14 protein-coding genes and 1 tRNA gene are annotated in these 19,611 nt (G+C 71.4%); 11 read left to right on the forward strand and 4 right to left on the reverse strand.

Annotated elements, in window-relative coordinates; all coding sequences use genetic code 11:
• Positions 1–226: 226 nt before the first annotated feature.
• The 5 genes from trpC (at position 227) to Aiant_RS30450 (ending at position 5,540) form a co-directional block, all read left to right on the forward strand.
• On the forward strand, positions 227–1,087 hold the full coding sequence (gene trpC / locus Aiant_RS30430; protein ID WP_189335773.1) for an indole-3-glycerol phosphate synthase TrpC: 861 nt from the start codon (positions 227–229) through the stop codon (positions 1,085–1,087).
• Positions 1,084–2,325, forward strand: coding sequence for a tryptophan synthase subunit beta (trpB, locus tag Aiant_RS30435; RefSeq protein ID WP_189335774.1), 1,242 nt, complete (start codon positions 1,084–1,086; stop codon positions 2,323–2,325). The genes trpC and trpB overlap by 4 nt, the downstream gene beginning before the upstream one ends.
• Complete coding sequence (trpA, locus tag Aiant_RS30440; protein ID WP_189335775.1) at positions 2,322–3,119, forward strand: tryptophan synthase subunit alpha; 798 nt, start codon at positions 2,322–2,324, stop codon at positions 3,117–3,119. Before trpB ends, trpA begins: the two co-directional genes overlap by 4 nt.
• Positions 3,120–3,252: 133 nt before the next feature.
• Positions 3,253–4,323: a prolipoprotein diacylglyceryl transferase gene (gene lgt, locus Aiant_RS30445; protein WP_229831286.1), complete on the forward strand. Its 1,071-nt coding sequence runs from the start codon at positions 3,253–3,255 to the stop codon at positions 4,321–4,323.
• Positions 4,324–4,352: 29 nt separating this feature from the next.
• A complete protein-coding gene (locus Aiant_RS30450; protein ID WP_189335777.1) occupies positions 4,353–5,540 on the forward strand; it encodes an FAD-dependent oxidoreductase in 1,188 nt (395 codons plus the stop codon).
• A gap of 143 nt (positions 5,541–5,683) precedes the next feature.
• Here Aiant_RS30450 and Aiant_RS30455 read toward each other — a convergent pair whose 3' ends face one another.
• Both Aiant_RS30455 and Aiant_RS30460 read right to left on the reverse strand, forming a co-directional pair.
• Positions 5,684–6,130: a hypothetical protein gene (locus Aiant_RS30455; RefSeq protein WP_189335778.1), complete on the reverse strand. Its 447-nt coding sequence runs from the start codon at positions 6,128–6,130 to the stop codon at positions 5,684–5,686.
• Positions 6,131–6,386: 256 nt separating this feature from the next.
• Positions 6,387–7,265, reverse strand: coding sequence for a GNAT family N-acetyltransferase (locus tag Aiant_RS30460; protein ID WP_189335779.1), 879 nt, complete (start codon positions 7,263–7,265; stop codon positions 6,387–6,389).
• A 204-nt stretch (positions 7,266–7,469) separates the two neighbouring features.
• Here Aiant_RS30460 and gltB point away from each other — a divergent pair, with 204 nt between their 5' ends.
• The 4 genes from gltB to Aiant_RS30480 all read left to right on the forward strand — a co-directional run bounded on the left by gltB (position 7,470) and on the right by Aiant_RS30480 (position 16,072).
• Positions 7,470–12,023, forward strand: a complete 4,554-nt coding sequence (gene gltB / locus Aiant_RS30465; protein ID WP_189335780.1) for a glutamate synthase large subunit — start codon at positions 7,470–7,472, stop codon at positions 12,021–12,023.
• The gene (locus tag Aiant_RS30470; protein WP_189335781.1) at positions 12,016–13,488 is read left to right on the forward strand and encodes a glutamate synthase subunit beta; all 1,473 of its coding nucleotides are present in this window, start codon (positions 12,016–12,018) and stop codon (positions 13,486–13,488) included. The genes gltB and Aiant_RS30470 overlap by 8 nt, the downstream gene beginning before the upstream one ends.
• A gap of 269 nt (positions 13,489–13,757) precedes the next feature.
• Complete coding sequence (gene pyk, locus Aiant_RS30475; RefSeq protein WP_189335782.1) at positions 13,758–15,197, forward strand: pyruvate kinase; 1,440 nt, start codon at positions 13,758–13,760, stop codon at positions 15,195–15,197.
• Positions 15,194–16,072: an acyl-CoA thioesterase gene (locus tag Aiant_RS30480; RefSeq protein WP_189335783.1), complete on the forward strand. Its 879-nt coding sequence runs from the start codon at positions 15,194–15,196 to the stop codon at positions 16,070–16,072. Before pyk ends, Aiant_RS30480 begins: the two co-directional genes overlap by 4 nt.
• A gap of 82 nt (positions 16,073–16,154) precedes the next feature.
• Here the strand turns inward: Aiant_RS30480 and Aiant_RS30485 are convergent, their stop codons facing one another.
• Both Aiant_RS30485 and Aiant_RS30490 read right to left on the reverse strand, forming a co-directional pair.
• A complete protein-coding gene (locus Aiant_RS30485) occupies positions 16,155–17,054 on the reverse strand; it encodes an HdeD family acid-resistance protein (RefSeq protein ID WP_189335784.1) in 900 nt (299 codons plus the stop codon).
• Between the two features lie 279 nt (positions 17,055–17,333).
• A tRNA-Leu gene (locus tag Aiant_RS30490) sits at positions 17,334–17,410 on the reverse strand.
• Positions 17,411–17,540: 130 nt separating this feature from the next.
• On the opposite strand from Aiant_RS30490, the gene Aiant_RS30495 reads away from it, so the two are divergent.
• Together Aiant_RS30495 and Aiant_RS30500 are read left to right on the forward strand one after the other, a co-directional pair.
• A complete protein-coding gene (locus Aiant_RS30495) occupies positions 17,541–18,161 on the forward strand; it encodes an ANTAR domain-containing response regulator (protein ID WP_189335785.1) in 621 nt (206 codons plus the stop codon).
• A 209-nt stretch (positions 18,162–18,370) separates the two neighbouring features.
• A complete protein-coding gene (locus Aiant_RS30500; RefSeq protein WP_189335786.1) occupies positions 18,371–19,534 on the forward strand; it encodes a branched-chain amino acid ABC transporter substrate-binding protein in 1,164 nt (387 codons plus the stop codon).
• The last annotated feature ends 77 nt before the right edge of the window (positions 19,535–19,611 follow it).

A 19,611-nucleotide genomic window follows, 5' to 3' on the forward strand; every position in this document is an offset into this window, starting at 1 on the left:
CGGTGACACGCTCGTCAACGGAGTGTGGTGTGGGCCGTTCGGCGGAGGTGCCCCTGCACAGCGGGGGAGGGCCGTTCGCCCGATGTGAGAGAACTGACATGCGGGCCGGGCAGCCTGGCATTATGCCGCAGTCCAACTCGTGAGGCGCGCCATACCCCGGAGGGCCGGTGACCGGCCCGACCTCCTAGCATCGGGCTCGAAGACACCCGGAGAGGGGAGTCATTACGTGACATCCGATGAGCAGGCGGAAGCGGGCGCTGGCGGACCCGCGCGGCCGCAGAACGTACTCGAGGAGATCCTCGCCGGGGTGCGCGAGGACGTGGCAGCCCGGCAGGCAGCGACGCCGCTGGACAAGGTGCGGGAGCTCGCCGCTGCCGCGCCCCCGGCGATCGACGCCTACGCGGCCCTGCGCAAGCCGGGCGTGGCGGTGATCGCCGAGGTGAAGCGGGCATCGCCGTCGAAGGGCGCGCTCGCCGACATCCCCGATCCGGCCGAGCTCGCCGGGGAGTACGCGGCCGGCGGCGCCCGGTGCATCAGCGTGCTCACCGAGGGCCGGTGGTTCGGCGGCTCGCTGGACGACCTGGTCGCGGTGCGCGCCTCGGTCAAGATCCCGGTGCTGCGCAAGGACTTCGTGGTCTCCAGCTATCAGGTGCACGAGGCCCGCGCGCACGGCGCCGACATGGTGCTGCTGATCGTCGCCGCGCTGGAGCAGAACGCGCTGGTCGGCCTCCTGGAGCGGATCGAGTCGCTGGGCATGACCGCCCTCGTCGAGGTGCACAACGAGGAGGAGGCGGACCGGGCGCTCGAGGCGAACGCGAAGGTGATCGGCGTCAACGCCCGTGACCTGCGCACCCTCGAGGTGGACCGGTCGGTCTTCGAGCGGATCGCCCCCGGCCTCCCGCAGAACGTCGTGAAGATCGCCGAGTCCGGTGTCCGCGGACCGCACGACCTGATCCGGTACGCCTCGGCCGGCGCCGACGCGGTCCTGGTCGGCGAGGGCTTGGTGACCCAGAAGTCGCCGCGCGACGCGGTGGCCGAGCTGGTCAACGCCGGCAACCACCCGGCGACGCCGAGGCCGGTCCGATGACCGCACCGACGTTCCCGGATCTGGCCGGACATTTCGGCAAGTACGGCGGCCGGTTCGTCCCGGAGGCGCTGATCAAGGCGCTGGACGAGCTGGACGCGGCCTACCGGTCGGCGAAAACGGACCCGGAGTTCCAGCGGCAGTTCAAGGACCTGCTGCTGAACTACGCGGGCACCCCGTCGCTGCTCTACCGGGCGAGCCGGCTCTCCGAGAAGCTCGGCGCGGACATCTGGCTCAAGCGTGAGGACCTGAACCACACCGGCGCCCACAAGGTGCGCAACGTGCTCGGCCAGGCCCTGCTCGCCAAGCGGATGGGCAAGCCCCGGGTGATCGCCGAGACCGGCGCCGGCCAGCACGGCGTGGCCAGTGCGACCGCGGCCGCCCTGCTCGACCTCGAGTGCGTGGTCTACATGGGCGAGATGGACACCGAGCGCCAGGCGCTCAACGTGGCCCGGATGCGGATGCTCGGCGCCACCGTGGTCCCGGTGACCAACGGGTCGCGCACCCTGAAGGACGCGCTGAACGAGGCGCTGCGCGACTGGGTCTCCACCGTCGACACCACGCACTACCTGCTCGGCACGGCGGCCGGCCCGCACCCGTTCCCGGAGCTGGTGCGCGACTTCGTCGGCGGCATCGGCGTCGAGGCCCGGCAGCAGAGCCTGGACCAGATCGGCCGGCTGCCGGACGCGGTCGCGGCCTGCGTCGGCGGCGGCTCCAACGCGATCGGCATCTTCCACGCCTTCGTCCCGGACGAGAGCGTCCGGCTGTACGGCTTCGAGGCCGGCGGCGACGGTGTCGAGACCGGCCGGCACGCGGCGTCGATCACCGGCGGCTCGGTCGGCGTCCTGCACGGCAACCGGACCTATCTGCTCCAGGACGAGGACGGGCAGACCATCGAGTCGCACTCGATCTCGGCCGGCCTGGACTACCCGGGTGTCGGACCGGAGCACGCCTGGCTGCACGACTCCGGCCGGGCGACCTACGAGCCGGTCACCGACGCCGAGGCGATGGCCGCGTTCCAGCTGCTCTGCCGGACCGAGGGGATCATCCCGGCGATCGAGAGCTCGCACGCGCTGGCCGGCGCCGCGAAGATCGCGCCGCGGCTGCGCGAGGAGCTGGGCCGGACGCCGACCATCGTGATCAACCTGTCCGGGCGTGGCGACAAGGACGTGCACACGGCGGGCGCCTACTTCGGCATCCTCGACCCGGTCGAGGCGGTCGTCCCGGGGGAGAACACGTGAGCATCGCGGACACCTTCGCCAAGGCGAAGAGCGAGAACCGCGCGGTGCTGGTCGGCTGCATGCCGGCCGGCTTCCCGACGGTCGACCGCAGCATCGAGCAGATGATCGCGATGCACGAGGCCGGCTGCGACGTGATCGAGGTCGAGCTGCCCTACTCGGACCCGGTGATGGACGGCCCGGTGATCCAGAAGGCCAGCGACATCGCCCTCGCGAACGGCGTACGCACCCGGGACACCCTGAAGATCATCGAGGCGGTGGCGTCGGCCGGCGCCACGGTCGTGCTGATGACCTACTGGAACCCGATCGAGAAGTACGGCGTCGACGCGTTCGCCCGCGACCTCGCCGCGGCCGGGGCCACCGGGCTGATCACGCCGGACCTGATCCCGGACGAGGCCGCCGAGTGGATCGCCGCCTCGGACAGGCACGGCATCGACCGGACCTTCCTGGTCGCGCCGAGCTCCACCGACGAGCGGATCGCGATGACCCTGGCGAACTGCCGGGGCTTCGTCTACGCCACCGCGCTGATGGGCGTCACCGGCGCCCGCCAGGTGGTCTCCTCGCAGGCGCCCGAGCTGGTCGCCCGGATCCGCGAGGCCGACCCGGCCATGCCGGTCGGCGTCGGGCTCGGTGTCGGCAACGGCAAGCAGGCCGCCGAGGTGGCCGCCTTCGCCGACGGCGTGATCGTGGGCAGCGCGCTGATCCGGTGCGTGCTGGAGGCGCCCGGCCGCACGACCGGCCTGGCCAATCTCCGGGCGCTGAGCGCGGAACTGGCCGAGGGCGTCCGGAACCGCTGACGGAGGGCCGGCTGCCGGGCGTACCCCAAATTTGATCTTGCTTGGGGTTGTCCCGCGCCGGCCCGTGCGGTTACCGAAATGTCAGCTGCCCTGGGCATTGCCAAGTGGCCGCGCGACGGTAGCGTGTGCACCCGTGAACTACGCCTTAATCCCCAGTCCCACCACGTCGGTGTGGCACCTGGGCCCGTTCCCGATCCGGGCCTACGCGCTCTGCATCATCGCCGGCATGGTCGTCGCCACCCTGCTCATGGAGCAGCGGCTGCGTCACCGGGGGGTGGCGCCCTGGGTGTCGCTGGACCTGGTGGTCTGGGCGGTCCCGTTCGGCATCATCGGCGCCCGGGTCTACCACCTGATCACCTCGCCGCAGGACTACTTCGGCGCCGGGGGTGACCCGATCAAGGCCCTCTACATCTGGGAGGGCGGCCTCGGCATCTGGGGCGCGGTGGCCGGCGGCGCGCTCGGCGCGTGGATCGCGGCCCGCCAGATCGGCCTGCCGCTGAGCATCTTCGCCGACGCGCTCGCCCCGGCCCTGCCGGTGGCCCAGGCGATCGGCCGGTTCGGCAACTGGTTCAACAACGAGCTGTACGGCAAGGTCACCACCCTCCCGTGGGGCCTCCAGGTGCACGAGATGGACTCGGCCAACCCGGGCCACGCCACGATGATCGACGGCGAGCCGGTGACCCGTCCCGACCTCTACCACCCGACCTTCCTCTACGAGGTGGTCTGGGACCTCGGCGTGGCCGGCCTGGTCTGGCTGCTGGACCGCAAGTTCAAGTTCGGCCGCGGGCGGGCCTTCGCGCTGTACGTGATGGCCTACACGGCGGGCCGCTTCTGGATCGAGATGCTGCGCACCGACGAGGCCAACCACTTCTTCGGCATCCGGCTCAACGTGTTCGTCTCGATCGCGGTCTTCATCGGCGCGGCGATCTACTTCGTCGTGATGCGCGGCCCGCGGGCCTACGTGGTGCCGATCGACGCGCCGGACAAGGCGCCGGAGCCGGACGCCGGGAGCGACGTCTCCGCGGTCGACGTGGACGCCAAGGAGGCCGGTCGCAACCCGACCGGCTACCAGGTGGTCAGCGAGGAGCGCTTCCTGGCCTACCAGCGGACCGGGGTGCTGCCTCCGGCGGAGACGGTGATCGAGGAGAAGTCCGACGAGACCGAGCCCGCAGAGGTAAGCAGTCCGCCGGCCGGCGAGAACTGATCGCGGCCGGTCCCGGTAAAGGCGGCGATATGCGTACGGCCGTGGTGGTGGGCGCGGGGATGGCCGGTCTGGCCGCGGCCGGCGCGCTCTCCCGTACCGGATGGCGGGTCACGCTCCTGGAGCGCGCCGAACGGATCGCCGCGCCACCCACCGCCGTCGTCCTCTGGCCGAACGGCCGCCGCGCCCTGGACGCGCTCGACCCGGACGGCGGCTGGTCGGCGATCGCGTCGCCGCTGCCGGACGGCGGCGTCCGCCGCCCGGACGGCCAGTGGCTGGTCGCGCCGCGCCCCCGGGCCGCCGCGGCCGGGCCCTGCCCGTCCGTCGCCCATCTGGAAGATCTGTACGACGCGCTGGTCGCGGGCCTCGGCGACACCGAGATCCGGACCGGTTTCGAGGTGCACACGGTCCGCACCGGCCGCCGGGAACGTCCCGCGGTCGGCGACGGCCGCACCCTGATCGAGGCCGACCTGCTGATCGCCGCGGACGGCATCGACAGCCGGGTCCGCGCCGCGCTGGCCCCGGAGTCGGTCGCGGTCGGCTCCGGTTTCGCCGAGTGGCAGGCGGTCATCCCCGGCTATCGCATGCCGCGCCTGTCCGAGGGCCAGTCGCTGGGCGGCGAGACGCTCGGCGCCGGTTACCGCTTCGTGGCCCTCCCGCTCGGCGCGCACGCGGCCGGCAAGGGCGGCATCTACTGGGTCGCGACCGCCGCCGGCGCCGCCCGTCCCGAGCCCGCGGCCACTCAGCTGGCCCTGCTGCAACGCTGGTTCGCCGGCTGGCACGAGCCGGTCGGCGAGCTGCTCTCGCTGACCCGCCCGGAGGAACTCGTCCCGCAGGGCGTCCGCGAGCTGCGGCCGCTGCCGCGCAGCTACGCGTTCCCGTCCGGCCCCGGCGGCGTCCTGCTGATCGGCGACGCCGCGCACGCCATGCCGCACCACCTCGGCCAGGGCGCCGGCCTCGCCTTCGAGGACGCCGCGACGCTCCACTCGCTGTTCGCCGACGCCGCGCCCGGTGACGCCCTCACCCGCGCCCTGGACGGATACACCCGCCTGCGCCAGCCCCGCACCACCAGCGTGGTCCGGCAGAACCGCCGGATGTCCGCCGTGGTCCAGGCCCGCGGCCGGCTCGCCCTCCGCGCCCGCGACGCCGCTCTGAACCACATGCGACCCCGCATCCTCGGCCGGACGCTCGCGGTCTCCGACTGGTCACCGCCCGAATAAAAGATCAAATCACTTTCCGGTACGACTCGGCGTCCCGTGCGAATCGGCTCGCGAGACCGCGATCCGTCCGGACCGCAACGCGTGTCGTGCGGGTCCGCGGACGGCTCGGGCCCACCGCTCACCGGACTCCGCCGGCGACACCCTCACATGTCGGCCTGTCCGCCCGCGCTCCCCGTGCCCGCGCTCCTCGTGCCCAAGTCCTCCGCGCCCGCGCCCCTCGTGCTCACGTCCTCCGTGCCCGCGCCCGCGCTCCTCGCGCCCGCGCCGCCTGAGTTCTCTGCGTCCCCGGCCCGTGCCCTCCGTGCCGCGCCGCCCGCGCCGAGCCGCTCCCGCCGCGCCGCCCGCGCCGCGCCGCCCGCGCCGAGCCGCTCCCGCCGCGCCGCCCGCGCCGCGCCGCCCGCGCCGAGCCGCTCCCGCCGCACCGCCCGCGCCGAGCCGCTCGCACCGCCCGCGCCGAGCCGAGCCGTGCCGCCCGCGCCGAGCCGTGCCGCCCGTGCCGCCCGCGCCGAGCCGTGCCGCCCGTGCCGCCCGTCCCGCCCGTCCCGCCCCGCCCGCGCCGCCGAGCAGGGGTGCCTCGCGCGGAAGTTCACACGCTGCAAAAGCGGAGGAGCGGGCGCCGGGCGCAGGTTCAGGGTGTGAGATTCGCCCGGATCATCGGCCGCCGGCGATCGTCACAGTGATTTCACCCGTCCGATACACCTGACTACCTCCCCCGGAGGCGCTCGTCCGGGACCCGCCGGTAAGCCCTGAAAACGATCACCGTGCTTACCGCGTACCGAAATGTGGGAAGTGTGAGCCAGTCGCGCGTCGCTTTCCGGAAGCCGGGCGGACCGTGCGGCGGGGCTTTCAGAGGGGCGCGGCGGCCGGTTCGGCGATGCAGGCCGTGCCGACCCGGCGGAAGCCGACCCGCGTGTACAGACGGGCCACGTCGTCGTCCCCGGCGGCCAGGAAGATCAGCCCGGCGCCACGGTGCAGCAGGTCACGGGCGAGCGTGGCGGTGAGCTGGGAGGCATAGCCGCGACCGCGCGCCGAGGGCAGCGTGGCGACCCCGGCGATCTCCGCCACGTCGCCGACCCGCTGGCTGGTCCCGGTGGCCACGATGCCGTCCTCCGGCGAGGCGACCACCGCGGTCCGGTAGTCGCCGGTGGCGAGCAGCGCGCGGGCCTGCCGGACCGCCTCGTCGCTCGGCGCGAGATCCGCCGCGGCATCCCGCTCGGACGGGCCGGCACCCTCGATGACCAGGGTTTTCTCGGCGATCTCCAGCGGTGAGCGATAGGCCGGGGCGGCGAACGCGAGGCGGGCCACGGCCCGGGACGCGGCCAGGTCGGCGGCGAATCCGGTCGATGCCGGGTCGAGCAGCCGGATCGTCGCGCCGGGCACCGGCAGGTCCGGGACCAGCGCCTGCGGGTCCAGCGTCAGCAGCGGCGCGAGCAGCACCTCCAGGCCGGCCGAGCGGGCCACCGCGAGCAGGTCCGGGGTGGTCTCGTGCACCCACTCGAACGCCTCCGGCAGGCCCAGCTCACGCTGCCGGCGGCGGGCCTCGGTCAGGTCGGCGGCCGACGGGGTGGGCGACCCGAGCCGGGGCCGGGCATAGTAGGGCCACCCCTCGCCCTCGCGGACGAAGAGCACCAGCGAGCCGATCTCCTCGATCCGCGCCCAGGGCCGGGGCAAAGCGTCGTAGAACTGTTCGAGCCGGTCGAAGAGGTCGGAATCCGCTCGTGCCATCGCGCGAGACTACCGGGCACCGGTTCGGCTGTGCTATTCAGTTCGTCCGCACGTTTGCCGACCTTCGCGTCGCGCATACCGCGCCAAGTGTGATCAATCCGCACCTGGCGGAGATCGGTGTCTCTTAACGTAGACTCAAGAGACTTTGCAGGGCCGACGTCGTCCCGACCTTGATCCGAAACACCAGAGACGACTGGAGGCCCGGTGGCATATCCGCACCCCCAGGGGTTGTACGACCCGGCGTTCGAACGTGACGCATGTGGCGTGGCCTTTGTTGCCGACATTCATGGCCGTCGAAGTCACGACGTGGTTGCCAAGGGTTTGTCGGCGCTCATCCGCCTGGACCACCGGGGCGCGCGTGGCGCGGAGCAGAACACCGGCGACGGCGCCGGGATCATGATTCAGGTCCCGGACGAGTACTACCGCGCGATCCTCGACTTCGACCTGCCCGAGGCGGGTCACTACGCGACCGGTCTGGTCTTCCTGCCGACCGACGCGGACGAGGCCGCCCGCGCGATCAAGGTCTTCGAGAAGTACGCCCTGGTCGAGGGCGGCGACCTGCTCGGCTGGCGGGACGTGCCGGTGGACCCGGCCGACCTGGGCGCCACCGCGGAGGACGCCCGCCCGGCGATCCGGCAGGTCTTCCTGGCCGCGCACCGGCTGGTCGACTCGCCCTCCGGCCCGGCCGGCGAGCAGCTGTCCGGCATCGAGCTGGACCGCGTCGCGTTCTGCATCCGCAAGCAGGCCGAACGGGAGACCGCGCAGCGTGGCGTGGCCGCCTACTTCCCGTCGCTGTCCTCGCGGACCATCACCTTCAAGGGCATGCTCACCCCCGAGCAGCTGCCGGCGTTCTTCCCGGAGCTGGCCGACGCGCGGGTGACCTCGGCGATCGCCCTGGTGCACTCCCGGTTCTCCACGAACACGTTCCCGTCGTGGCCGCTGGCGCACCCGTACCGGCTGATCGCGCACAACGGTGAGATCAACACCATCCGCGGCAACAAGAACTGGATGGCCGCCCGCGAGGCGCTGCTGTCCACCCCGAACCTGCCCGGCAGCATCAAGCGGCTGTTCCCGATCAACTCGCCGGAGGCCTCCGACTCGGCCTCCTTCGACGAGGTCCTGGAGCTGCTGCACCTGGCCGGGCGCAGCCTGCCGCACGCGGTGCTGATGATGATCCCGGAGGCGTGGGAGAACGACCCGGGCATGGACCCGGCGCGGCGTGCCTTCTACCGCTTCCACGCGAGCCTGATGGAGCCGTGGGACGGGCCGGCCGCGGTCGCCTTCACCGACGGCACCGTGATCGGCGCCGTGCTGGACCGCAACGGTCTGCGCCCGGGCCGCTGGTGGCACACCAAGGACGGCCTGGTCGTGCTCGGCTCCGAGGCCGGCGTGCTGGACTTCGACCCGGCCGAGGTGGTCGCCAAGGGCCGCCTCCAGCCGGGCAAGATGTTCCTGGTCGACACCGCGGCCGGGCGGATCGCGCACGACGACGAGATCAAGGCCGAGCTGGCCGCCGCCGAGCCGTACGCGGAGTGGCTGCACGCCGGGCTGATCGAGCTCGCCGACCTGCCGCCGCGCGAGCACGTGATCTACACGCACGACTCGGTGACCCGCCGCCAGCAGGTGTTCGGCTACTCCGAGGAGGAGCTGAAGATCCTGGTCGCGCCGATGGCGCGGTCCGGCGCCGAGCCGCTCGGCTCGATGGGCACGGACACCCCGATCTCTCCGCTGTCCACCCGCCCGCGGCTGCTGTTCGACTACTTCCACCAGCTGTTCGCGCAGGTCACCAACCCGCCGCTGGACGCCATCCGGGAGGAGCTGGTCACCAGCCTCGCGATGACGATCGGCCCGGAGGCGAACCTGCTCAAGCCGGGCCCGGCGAGCTGCCGGCAGATCGCCCTGCCGTACCCGGTGATCGACAACGACGAGCTGGCCAAGCTGCTCTCCATCGACGAGGACGGCGACCTGCCCGGCTTCAAGGCGGTCCGGGTCTCCGGTCTCTACCCGCTGCGGGACGGCGGGGCCGGCATCAAGGCCCGGCTCACCCAGATCTGCCGGCACGTCTCCGAGGCGATCGAGGACGGCGTCCGGATCCTGGTGCTCTCCGACCGGGACTCCAACGCCGACCTGGCGCCGATCCCGTCGCTGCTGCTCACCGCGGCCGTGCACCAGCACCTGGTGCGCGAGCAGACCCGCACCCAGGTGGCGCTGGTCGTCGAGTCCGGTGACTGCCGCGAGGTGCACCACGCGGCCACGCTGATCGGCTTCGGCGCGGCGGCGGTCAACCCGTACCTCGCCTTCGAGAGCGTGGACGACCTGATCGCCACCGGCGCGCTGACCGGCATCGACCCCCGCAAGGCGGTCCGCAACTACGTGAAGGCGCTCGGCAAGGGCGTCCAGAAGATCATGTCCAAGATGGGCATCTCCACGGTGTCCTCGTACTGCGGTGCCCAGGTGTTCGAGGCCGTCGGCCTGGACAACAAGCTGCTCCAGCGGTACTTCGCGGGCACGTCGGGGCGGATCGGCGGGGTCGGCCTGGCCGAGATCCACGCCGAGGTCAAGGCGCGGCACGAGAAGGCGTACCCGGCGAACCAGGCCGAGCGGGCGCACCGCCGCCTCGAGGTCGGCGGCGAGTACCAGTGGCGCCGCGAGGGCGAGCTGCACCTGTTCAACCCGGAGACGGTCTTCCTGCTGCAGCACGCCACCCGCAGCAAGCAGTACGACGTCTTCCGCAGGTACACCGGCAAGGTCAACGAGCTGTCGGCCCAGGCCGGTCACCTGCGCGGCCTGTTCCGCTTCGAGGCGGACCGCCCGTCGATCGACATCAGCGAGGTCGAGCCGGCCAGCGAGATCGTCAAGCGGTTCTCGACCGGCGCGATGAGCTACGGCTCGATCTCCGCCGAGTCGCACGAGACCCTGGCCATCGCGATGAACCGGCTCGGCGCCAAGTCGAACACCGGTGAGGGCGGCGAGGACGTCGAGCGCCTCTACGACCCGGAGCGCCGTTCCGCGATCAAGCAGATCGCCTCCGGCCGGTTCGGCGTGACGAGTGAGTACCTCGTGAACGCCGACGACCTCCAGATCAAGATGGCGCAGGGCGCGAAGCCCGGCGAGGGTGGCCAGCTGCCCGGCAACAAGGTGTGGCCGTGGGTCGCCAAGACCCGGCACGCCACCCCGGGCGTCGGCCTGATCTCGCCGCCGCCGCACCACGACATCTACTCGATCGAGGACCTGGCGCAGCTGGTCCACGACCTGAAGATGGTCAACCCGGCCGCCCGGGTGCACGTCAAGCTGGTCTCCGAGATCGGCGTGGGCACGGTGGCGGCCGGTGTCGCCAAGCTGAAGGCCGACGTCATCCTGATCTCCGGGCACGACGGCGGCACCGGCGCGTCCCCGCTGAACTCGCTCAAGCACGCCGGCACCCCGTGGGAGCTGGGCCTGGCCGAGGCGCAGCAGACGCTGCTGCTGAACAAGCTCCGTGACCGGGTCACCGTGCAGGTCGACGGCCAGCTCAAGACCGGCCGGGACGTGGTGATCGCGGCCCTGCTCGGCGCCGAGGAGTTCGGCTTCGCGACCGCGCCGCTGATCGTCTCCGGCTGCATCATGATGCGGGTCTGCCACCTGGACACCTGCCCGGTCGGCATCGCCACGCAGAACCCGGTGCTGCGCGAGCGGTTCACCGGCAAGCCGGAGTTCGTGGAGAACTTCTTCATGTTCCTCGCCGAGGAGGTCCGGGAGATCCTGGCCGAGCTCGGTTTCCGGAGCATCGAGGAGGCGATCGGCCACGCCGAGATCCTCAACGTGACCGAGGCGGTCGACCACTGGAAGGCGCAGGGCCTCGACCTCGCGCCGATCCTGTACGTGCCGGAGCTGCCCGAGGGCGCCGCGCGCCGCGGTGTGGTGGCCCAGGACCACGGCCTGGAGAAGGCGCTGGACAACGAGCTGATCGCGCTGGCCCAGCCGGCCCTGATCAAGGGCCACCGGGTCCGGCACGAGCTGCGCACCCGGAACGACCAGCGCAGCGTCGGCGCGATGCTGGGCGGCGAGGTCTCCCGGCGATACGGCGGCAACGGCCTGCCCGACGACACCATCGAGTTCACCCTGCGGGGCACCGGCGGCCAGTCGTTCGGCGCGTTCCTGCCGCGCGGCGTCACGCTGCGGCTGATCGGCGACACCAACGACTACGTCGCCAAGGGCCTGTCCGGCGGCCGGGTGATCGTCCGGCCGGCCGAGGACGCGCCGTTCACCGCCGAGGACAACATCATCGCCGGCAACACCATCCTGTACGGCGCCACGGCCGGCGAGCTGTTCCTGCGCGGCCGGGTCGGCGAGCGGTTCGCGGTCCGCAACTCGGGCGGCGCGGCCGTCGTCGAGGGCGTGGGCGACCACGGCTGCGAGTACATGACCGGTGGCACCGTGGTGGTGCTCGGCCCGACCGGGCGCAACTTCGCGGCCGGCATGAGCGGCGGCAAGGCGTTCGTGCTCGACCTGAACCAGGACCTGGTCAACCCGGAGCTGGTCGACCTGGCGCCGCTCACCGACTCCGAGCGCGACCTGCTGCGCTCGCTGGTCGAGAAACACCACGCGGAGACCGAGTCGGCGGTGGCCGAGCGCCTGCTGAAGGACTGGCCGGCCGCGGTCGAGCGGTTCACCGCCGTGGTGCCGCGCGACTACAAGCGCGTGATGGAGCTGATCAAGACCGCCGAAGCCGCCGGTCGCAACGTGGACGAGGCGGTCATGGGGGTCACCAGTGCCTGATCCGAACGGTTTCCTCCGCTACGAGCGGCAGCTGCCCCAGCGGCGCCCCGTCCCGGTGCGGATCATGGACTGGAAAGAGGTCTACCCGCCCGCGGGCGAGGAGCTGATCCGCGACCAGGCCACCCGCTGCATGGACTGCGGCATCCCGTTCTGTCACGACGGCTGCCCGCTGGGCAACCGCATCCCGGACTGGAACGACCTGGTCCGCACCGGGAACTGGGAGTCGGCGGCGGAGTCGCTGCACGCCACCAACAACTTCCCGGAGTTCACCGGCCGGCTCTGCCCGGCGCCGTGCGAGGCGGCCTGCGTGCTGGGCATCGGCGACGACCCGGTGACCATCAAGCAGGTCGAGGTGGAGATCGCGAACCACGCGTTCGACCTGGGCTTCGTCCGGCCGCAGCCGGCGCCGGTGGCGTCCGGCAAGTCGGTCGCGGTGGTCGGCTCCGGCCCGGCCGGTCTGGCCGCCGCGCAGCAGCTGGCCCGGGCCGGGCACGCGGTCACCGTCTACGAGCGCGACGACCGGATCGGCGGCCTGCTCCGCTACGGCATCCCGGACTTCAAGATCGAGAAGCACGTCATCGACGCGCGCCTCGAGCAGATGGCCGCCGAGGGCGTGGTCTTCCAGACCGGCGTCAACGTGGGCGTCGACATCACCGCCGACGATCTGCGCGAGCGGTTCGACGCGGTGCTGCTGGCGGCCGGCGCGCTGGCCGGCCGGGACACCCCGGAGACCCCGGGCCGGCAGCTGAACGGCGTGCACCTGGCCATGGAGCACCTGGTCCCGGCCAACCGGATCGTCGCGGGCCTGCAGGACACCACGCCGATCGACGCCAAGGGCAAGCACGTGATCATCATCGGTGGCGGCGACACCGGGGCGGACTGCCTCGGCGTCGCGCACCGGCAGGGCGCCGCCTCGGTCACCCAGCTGGACCAGTACCCGCTGCCGCCGGAGGTCCGGGCCGGGCTCAAGGACCCGTGGCCGACCTGGCCGATGATCCTGCGCAACTACGCCGCACACGAGGAGGGCGGCGACCGGGTGTTCGGCGTCGCGGTCCAGGAGTTCGTCGGTGACGCGGACGGCAACCTGGTCGCGATCCGGCTGGCCGAGGTCTCGGTGCAGCGGATCGACGGGGTCCGCACGGTCACCGTGGTCCCGGGCTCGGAGCGCGAGCTGCGCGCCGACCTGGTGCTGCTGGCGATCGGCTTCGAGGGCACCGAGGACCAGCCGCTGCTGGCCCAGTTCGGCCTGACCCGCAACCGGCGCAACGTGCTGGACGCGAACGCCGGCTGGCAGACCGAGGCCGAGGGCGTGTTCGTCGCGGGCGACATGCACAAGGGCGCGTCGCTGATCGTCTGGGCGATCGCCGAGGGCCGCTCCGCCGCGGCCGCGATCCACGACTACCTGGGTGCGGCGGGGGACCTCCCAGCGCCGGTCCGGTCGGATCAGCAGCCGCTCGCCGTCTGAGTGAACGTTCATCAGGCCCGTCACCCGAAAGTGGGGTGGCGGGCCTGATTTTTGCTGGTCAGGGCTTTCATCGACGGACTTCGGAGGGGGTTGTGGCATGTGGCGTCGGTCGCCTTCCGGCGACCGATAAGCTGATCCGGCGGTCGCTGAAGCCCGCGGACGACGCAGCGAACCCGTGATTTCCCGGGTTGACCTCGCCGTCGACACCCGCAATTCATGCCGAGGACGGGGGTCGCTCGCCGAGCCGCCCCAGGAGAAGGATTAGCCTGATGGCCGTGACACGCCGCGTAAAGATCGTCTGCACGATGGGCCCCGCCACCAAGTCGCCGGAGCGGATGCTCGGCCTGGTCGAGGCGGGCATGGACGTGGCCCGGATGAACTTCAGCCACGACACCCGGGAGAACCACCGGGAGATGTACGAGCTGGTCCGCTCCGCGTCGGAACAGGCCGGCCGCGCCGTCGCCATCCTCGCCGACCTCCAGGGTCCGAAGATCCGCTTGGGCAAGTTCGCCGACGGCCCGCACCGCTGGGAGACCGGCGACCGGGTCGTCATCACCAGCGACGACATCCTCGGCACCAAGGAGCGGGTCTCCTGCACGTACACGAAGCTGCCGCTGGAGGTCAAGACCGGTGACCGGCTGCTGATCGACGACGGCAAGGTCGCCGTCGAGGTGACCGGTGTGGTCGACGGCAAGGACATCCAGTGCCTGGTCACCGAGGGTGGCCCGGTCAGCAACAACAAGGGTGTCTCGCTGCCGAACGTCGCGGTCAGCGTCCCGGCCATGAGCGACAAGGACGAGCAGGACCTGCGCTTCGCGCTGAACCTCGGGGTCGACCTGGTCGCGCTCTCCTTCGTCCGCTCGCCGGAGGACATCAAGCTCGTCCACCAGGTGATGGACGAGGAGGGCCGCCGGGTCCCGGTGATCGCCAAGGTGGAGAAGCCGGAGGCGGTCGAGCACCTCGAGGCGATCGTGCTGGCCTTCGACGGCGTCATGGTCGCCCGCGGTGACCTGGGCGTCGAGCTCCCGCTGGACCAGGTCCCGCTGGTGCAGAAACGCGCCGTGCAGCTCTGCCGGGAGAACGCGAAGCCGGTCATCGTCGCCACCCAGATGCTCGACTCCATGATCGAGAACTCGCGGCCGACCCGCGCCGAGGCCTCCGACGTGGCCAACGCGGTGCTCGACGGCACCGACGCGGTGATGCTCTCCGGCGAGACCAGCGTCGGCAAGTACCCGGTGCTCACGGTCAGCACGATGGCCAAGATCGTCGCCACTACCGAGGCCGGCGGTCTCGGCGTGGCCCGGCTGCAGCACGACCCGCGCACCCACGGCGGCGCGCTGACCATCGCCGCCTCGCAGATCGCGCGGAACATCGGCGCCAAGGCGCTGGTCGCGTTCTCGCAGACCGGCGACACCGTGCGCCGCCTCGCCCGGCTGCACTGCGACCTGCCGCTCTACGCGTTCACCCCGGTCGACCACGTGCGCAGCACCCTGGCGCTGAGCTGGGGCGTGGAGACGTTCCTGACCGACTTCGTCGAGCACACCGACGACATGTTCCGCCAGGTGGACGCGAAGATGCTGGGTCTCGGCCTGGCCAAGCCCGGCGACTACGTGGTCGTCGTGGCCGGCTCCCCGCCGAACGCGCCCGGTTCCACCAACACCCTGCGCGTGCACCAGCTCGGCTCCCTCGTGGACCCGTCCGCCGTATGACGCAACCCTTGCAGGGCCAGGCCGCCGTCGACCAGCTTCTGGAGATCCTCGACCTGAGGCAGGTCGACGCGGCCACGTTCACCGGGGACAGCCCGCAGACCGGTGCCCAGCGCGTGTTCGGCGGCCAGGTCGCCGGGCAGGCGCTGGTCGCCGCGGGCCGCACCGTCGATCCGGCGCGGCTCGTGCACTCACTGCACGGCTATTTCGTACGCCCGGGCGACCCGACCGAGCCGATCACGTTCCACGTGGAGACCATCCGCGACGGGCGCTCCTTCTCGGTCCGGCGGTCCACCGCGAAGCAGCACGGCAAGACGATCTTCTTCATGTCGGCGTCGTTCCAGGTGCTCGAGGAGGGTCTGGACCACCACGAGCCGGCCCCGTCCGGGGTGCCCGGCCCGGAGGACGTCCCCACCATGCGCGACTGGGTGGAGAAATACCCCAGCCGCCGCAGCGTGTTCAACGCCAGCCCGCAGGCCGTCGACGTGCGCTACCTCGGCCAGCCCGGCTGGGTGCCGCCGGGTGACCGGGACGCCCAGGCACAGCAGCGGGTGTGGATGCGGATCGACGGCAAGCTGCCGGACGACCCGCTGATCCACGCGTGCGCGCTGACCTACGCGTCCGACCTGTCGCTGCTCGACGCGGTGCTGTCGTACCACGGCGAGGTGTGGGGACCGGGTGGCGTGGTGGGCGCGAGCCTCGACCACGCGCTCTGGTTCCACCGGACGTTCCGGGCCGACGAGTGGTTCCTCTACGACAGCGCCAGCCCGTCCGCGGGCCGGGCCCGCGGCCTGGCCAGCGGCCGGATGTTCACCCGCGACGGCAAGCACATCGCCTCCGCCGTCCAGGAAGGGTTGCTGCGCCGCGTCGGCGCGTGAAAGTGACCCCGCCGGGGTGGATCCCGGCCTGGCGACTGGCCGTTCGCGGATCCATCACCGGCGGGGCCGGGGACAGGACTTTCTAGTGCCCGCCCGCCGGATGATCCGGCTTGGCGGCGTTCGCGGTGCCCTCGATGCCGGCCGGGCTGTGCGGCGCCGGCGGCAGGTCCTCGGTCTCCGGGGTGGTCGGCGCGCCCGGCCGGGGCCCGGTGATCCCGGCCTGGGCCAGCATCGCGTCCAGGTCGGCGGTGGTCCGCACGACCCGGTCGTGGAACGACTCGGTGTGTACGCCGGTGTGCGGCTCGGCGGTGGCGACCGCGCCGTCCCGGGCCCGGTGCTTGGCCCGCGACCGGCTCGACCCCTCGAAGTCGGTGTGGCCGGCGGAGTATCCGGCCAGCCCGGCCGCCCGTTCCGGCGGCAGCTCCAGCACGTCCCGGCCCTTGGCCGCCACCTCCCGCAGACGCAGCGCGGTGACCAGGTCGGCGACCGCGCGCAGCACGCCGAGCGCACCGAGGACGATCAGCACGGTCTGCGCCGCGCGGGCCGGCGGGCTGGCGGCCAGGAAACCCAGCGCGGTCTCCAGCACCCCGATCATCACGACCAGGCTCCACACCCGGTCGGTGCCGCGTGTCATGATTCCGACAGCCACGTCCACCGCGCCGCGGACCAGCAGGTACCAGCCGATCAGCGAGGCCGTCGTGGTGTACCCGGAGTCGTCGCTGACCAGCATGATCGTGCCGGTCGCGGCGAACAGCACGGCCAGCCCGGTGTTCAGCCACCAGGTGCGGGTGCCGGCCAGCGCGCGCAGCCCCTCGCAGACCGCCCCGAACAGCACGATCGGCCCGGCCACCCCGGTGATGTCGGTCGGTTCCAGCCGCAGCACGCTCCAGCCGATGACCAGCCACGCGGCGCCGGCGAACATCAGGAATCCCCACATGCCCCCGCGCGTGGCGGTCAGTGGTGACGAACCGGACCACAACATGAGGCCTCCCGCTGATGCTGTCCCTGCCATGACAGCACCACGGACCGCGCCCGGCGGCGCGTTCGCGGAGATTGGCCGGGCAGGCGGGACGATTATGAGACCCTTTTCCGTACGCTGCGATCGGCGTACCGGAAAATCGCCGGAGGCGCGGCGGACCGGAACCGGAATGGTTTCCCGATGGTGCCGCGGCCCGCGTGTTTCCAGCGTGTGTGGCCCACGTCACGACATGGTCAACGATGAATGCCGCGCTCGCCACGGCGACTGCGCTGGTGGTATTTCTGGTGTCCCCGGTGGGATTCGAACCCACACTGAATGGATTTTGAGTCCATCGACTCTGCCGGTTGGTCTACGGGGACAGACGGGTTGACCGCACCGCTGGAAGCGGTGGTGCCAAGCTCAGCGAGAGACAGCCTACCTACTACGCTGAGGAGGGTGACACCCAGATACCGGGGTGTCGCGATCTAGAGGGATGAGGGAAGAGGTTCCGTGGCCGACACGCAGGCTGGTGCCGAGCGCAAACGGGTGCTCATCGCCGAGGACGAGGCCCTGATCCGGTTGGACCTCGCCGAGATGCTCGTCGAAGAGGGTTACGACGTGGTCGGCGAGGCGGGAGACGGTGAGACCGCGGTCCGGCTGGCCGAGGAGCTGAAGCCGGACCTGGTGATCCTGGACATCAAGATGCCGATCATGGACGGGCTGGCCGCCGCCGAGCGGATCGCCGGTGGACGGATCGCCCCGGTGGTGATCCTGACCGCGTTCAGCCAGCGGGATCTGGTCGAGCGTGCCCGGGCGGCGGGCGCGATGGCGTACCTGGTGAAGCCGTTCCAGAAGTCGGACCTGGTGCCGGCCATCGAGATCGCGCTTTCTCGCTACTCCGAGATCGCCGCCCTGGAGTCCGAGGTGGCGGGGCTGACCGATCGCCTGGAGACGCGCAAGTCGGTGGAGCGCGCCAAGGGTGAGCTGATGACGAAGTACGCGATGACCGAGCCGCAGGCCTTCAAGTGGATCCAGCGGACCGCGATGGACCACCGCATGACAATGCGTGAGGTGGCCGACCGCATCCTGGCCGAGGGTCAGGAGTCCGGCGGGGCACAACAGCCGAGTTGACCTTGACAAACGGTGGCTCGTAACACTCTCCTCGCGCGTTCGATCACCGGACGTAACGGTTCGGTGAAAGCCGGTTCGAACGCTATCCACCCGTGACTCACCTGGGATAGCGTCCCGCCCCATGACGGGCTGACTGCTCGACCCCGGTTGGCAAGGGCCAATCGGTGTGCGGTGGCCCGGTGGGTTCGGTTATGAGGAGGGTTCAAACCTTGAAGCAGGTCTTCGCGCGTGCGATCGGCGGTGTCGCTCTGATCGGGCTGCTCGCCGGTACTGCAGCTTGTAACAAGGATACGAGCAGCGACACGGCGTCAGGTTCGAACTGTGGCTACAAGCTGGCGTTCTTCGGTGCGCTCACCGGTTCGGCCGCCAACCTCGGTGTGAACATCGAGCAGGGCTTCGAGCTGGCCGTCAACCAGTACAACGAGAAGAAGGGGTCGACCTGTATCGAGGTCGCCAAGTTCGACTCGCAGGGTGCGGCGGAGGTGGCTCCCGGTGTGGCCCGGCAGCTCGTCGCCGACAAGAAGATCCTCGGCATCGTCGGCCCGCCGTTCTCCGGTGAGTCCGAGGCCGCCGACCCGATCTTCGAGGAGGCCGGCATCCCGACGATCACCCCGTCGGCGACCCGGGTCTCCCTCTCGTCGAAGGGCTGGAAGGTCTTCCACCGCGCCGTCGCCAACGACGACTCGCAGGGTCCGGCCGCCGCGGCGTACATCAAGGACACCCTGAAGGCGCAGAAGGTCTTCGTCGCCGACGACCAGTCCGCGTACGGCGCGGGCCTGGCCGAGGTGGTCAAGTCCAAGCTCGGCCCGCTGGTCGTCAACACCGACAAGACCGAGGGTGACGGCAAGCAGTCCGACTTCTCCGCCCTGGTGGCGAAGGTCAAGTCGAGCGGCGCGACCGCGTTCTTCTACGGCGGTTACTACACCAACGCCGGCCTGATCCGGAAGCAGCTCACCTCGGCCGGCTGGACCGGCACGCTGCTCGGTGGCGACGGCATGAAGGACCCGGGCCTGGCCAAGGCGGCCGGCAACGCCGCCGCGACCGGCACCGTGGTGACCTGCCCGTGCTCCCCGCCGGAGCAGGCGGGCGAGGAGTTCAACAACGCGTACAAGACGAAGTGGAACGTCGCCGCCGGCACGTACTCCGACGTCGCGTACGACGCCGCGAACATCTTCCTGCAGGGCATCGAGGCCGGTAACACCGACCCGGCGAAGCTGAACACCTACCTGTCCACGGTGAACTACAAGGGCATCGCGAACACCTACAAGTGGACCTCCACGGGTGAGCTCGACCCGACCCTGATCAAGGTCTGGGCGTTCAAGTTCGACGCGTCCGGCGAGGAGAAGGCGGACGTGGAGATCAAGGTCTCCTGATCTCTCGGCGGTAACTCTCTGTGTGGCCGGTGTGGCCGGATGATCTCCGGCCACACCGACCTCGTCGTTTTGGAGCC

The sequence above is a fragment of the Actinoplanes ianthinogenes genome (genome assembly GCF_018324205.1).
Taxonomy (GTDB): Bacteria; Actinomycetota; Actinomycetes; order Mycobacteriales; family Micromonosporaceae; genus Actinoplanes; species Actinoplanes ianthinogenes.

Bases quoted from the DNA above. Each gene is read 5' to 3' on its own strand.
- Aiant_RS30480 (WP_189335783.1), top strand. From the start codon at position 15,194: ATGACGCAACCCTTGCAGGGCCAGGCCGCCGTCGACCAGCTTCTGGAG.
- Aiant_RS30485 (WP_189335784.1), bottom strand. From the start codon at position 17,054: ATGTTGTGGTCCGGTTCGTCACCACTGACCGCCACGCGCGGGGGCATG.
- Aiant_RS30450 (WP_189335777.1), top strand. From the start codon at position 4,353: ATGCGTACGGCCGTGGTGGTGGGCGCGGGGATGGCCGGTCTGGCCGCG.
- Aiant_RS30460 (WP_189335779.1), bottom strand. From the start codon at position 7,265: ATGGCACGAGCGGATTCCGACCTCTTCGACCGGCTCGAACAGTTCTAC.
- pyk (WP_189335782.1), top strand. From the start codon at position 13,758: ATGGCCGTGACACGCCGCGTAAAGATCGTCTGCACGATGGGCCCCGCC.
- trpB (WP_189335774.1), top strand. From the start codon at position 1,084: ATGACCGCACCGACGTTCCCGGATCTGGCCGGACATTTCGGCAAGTAC.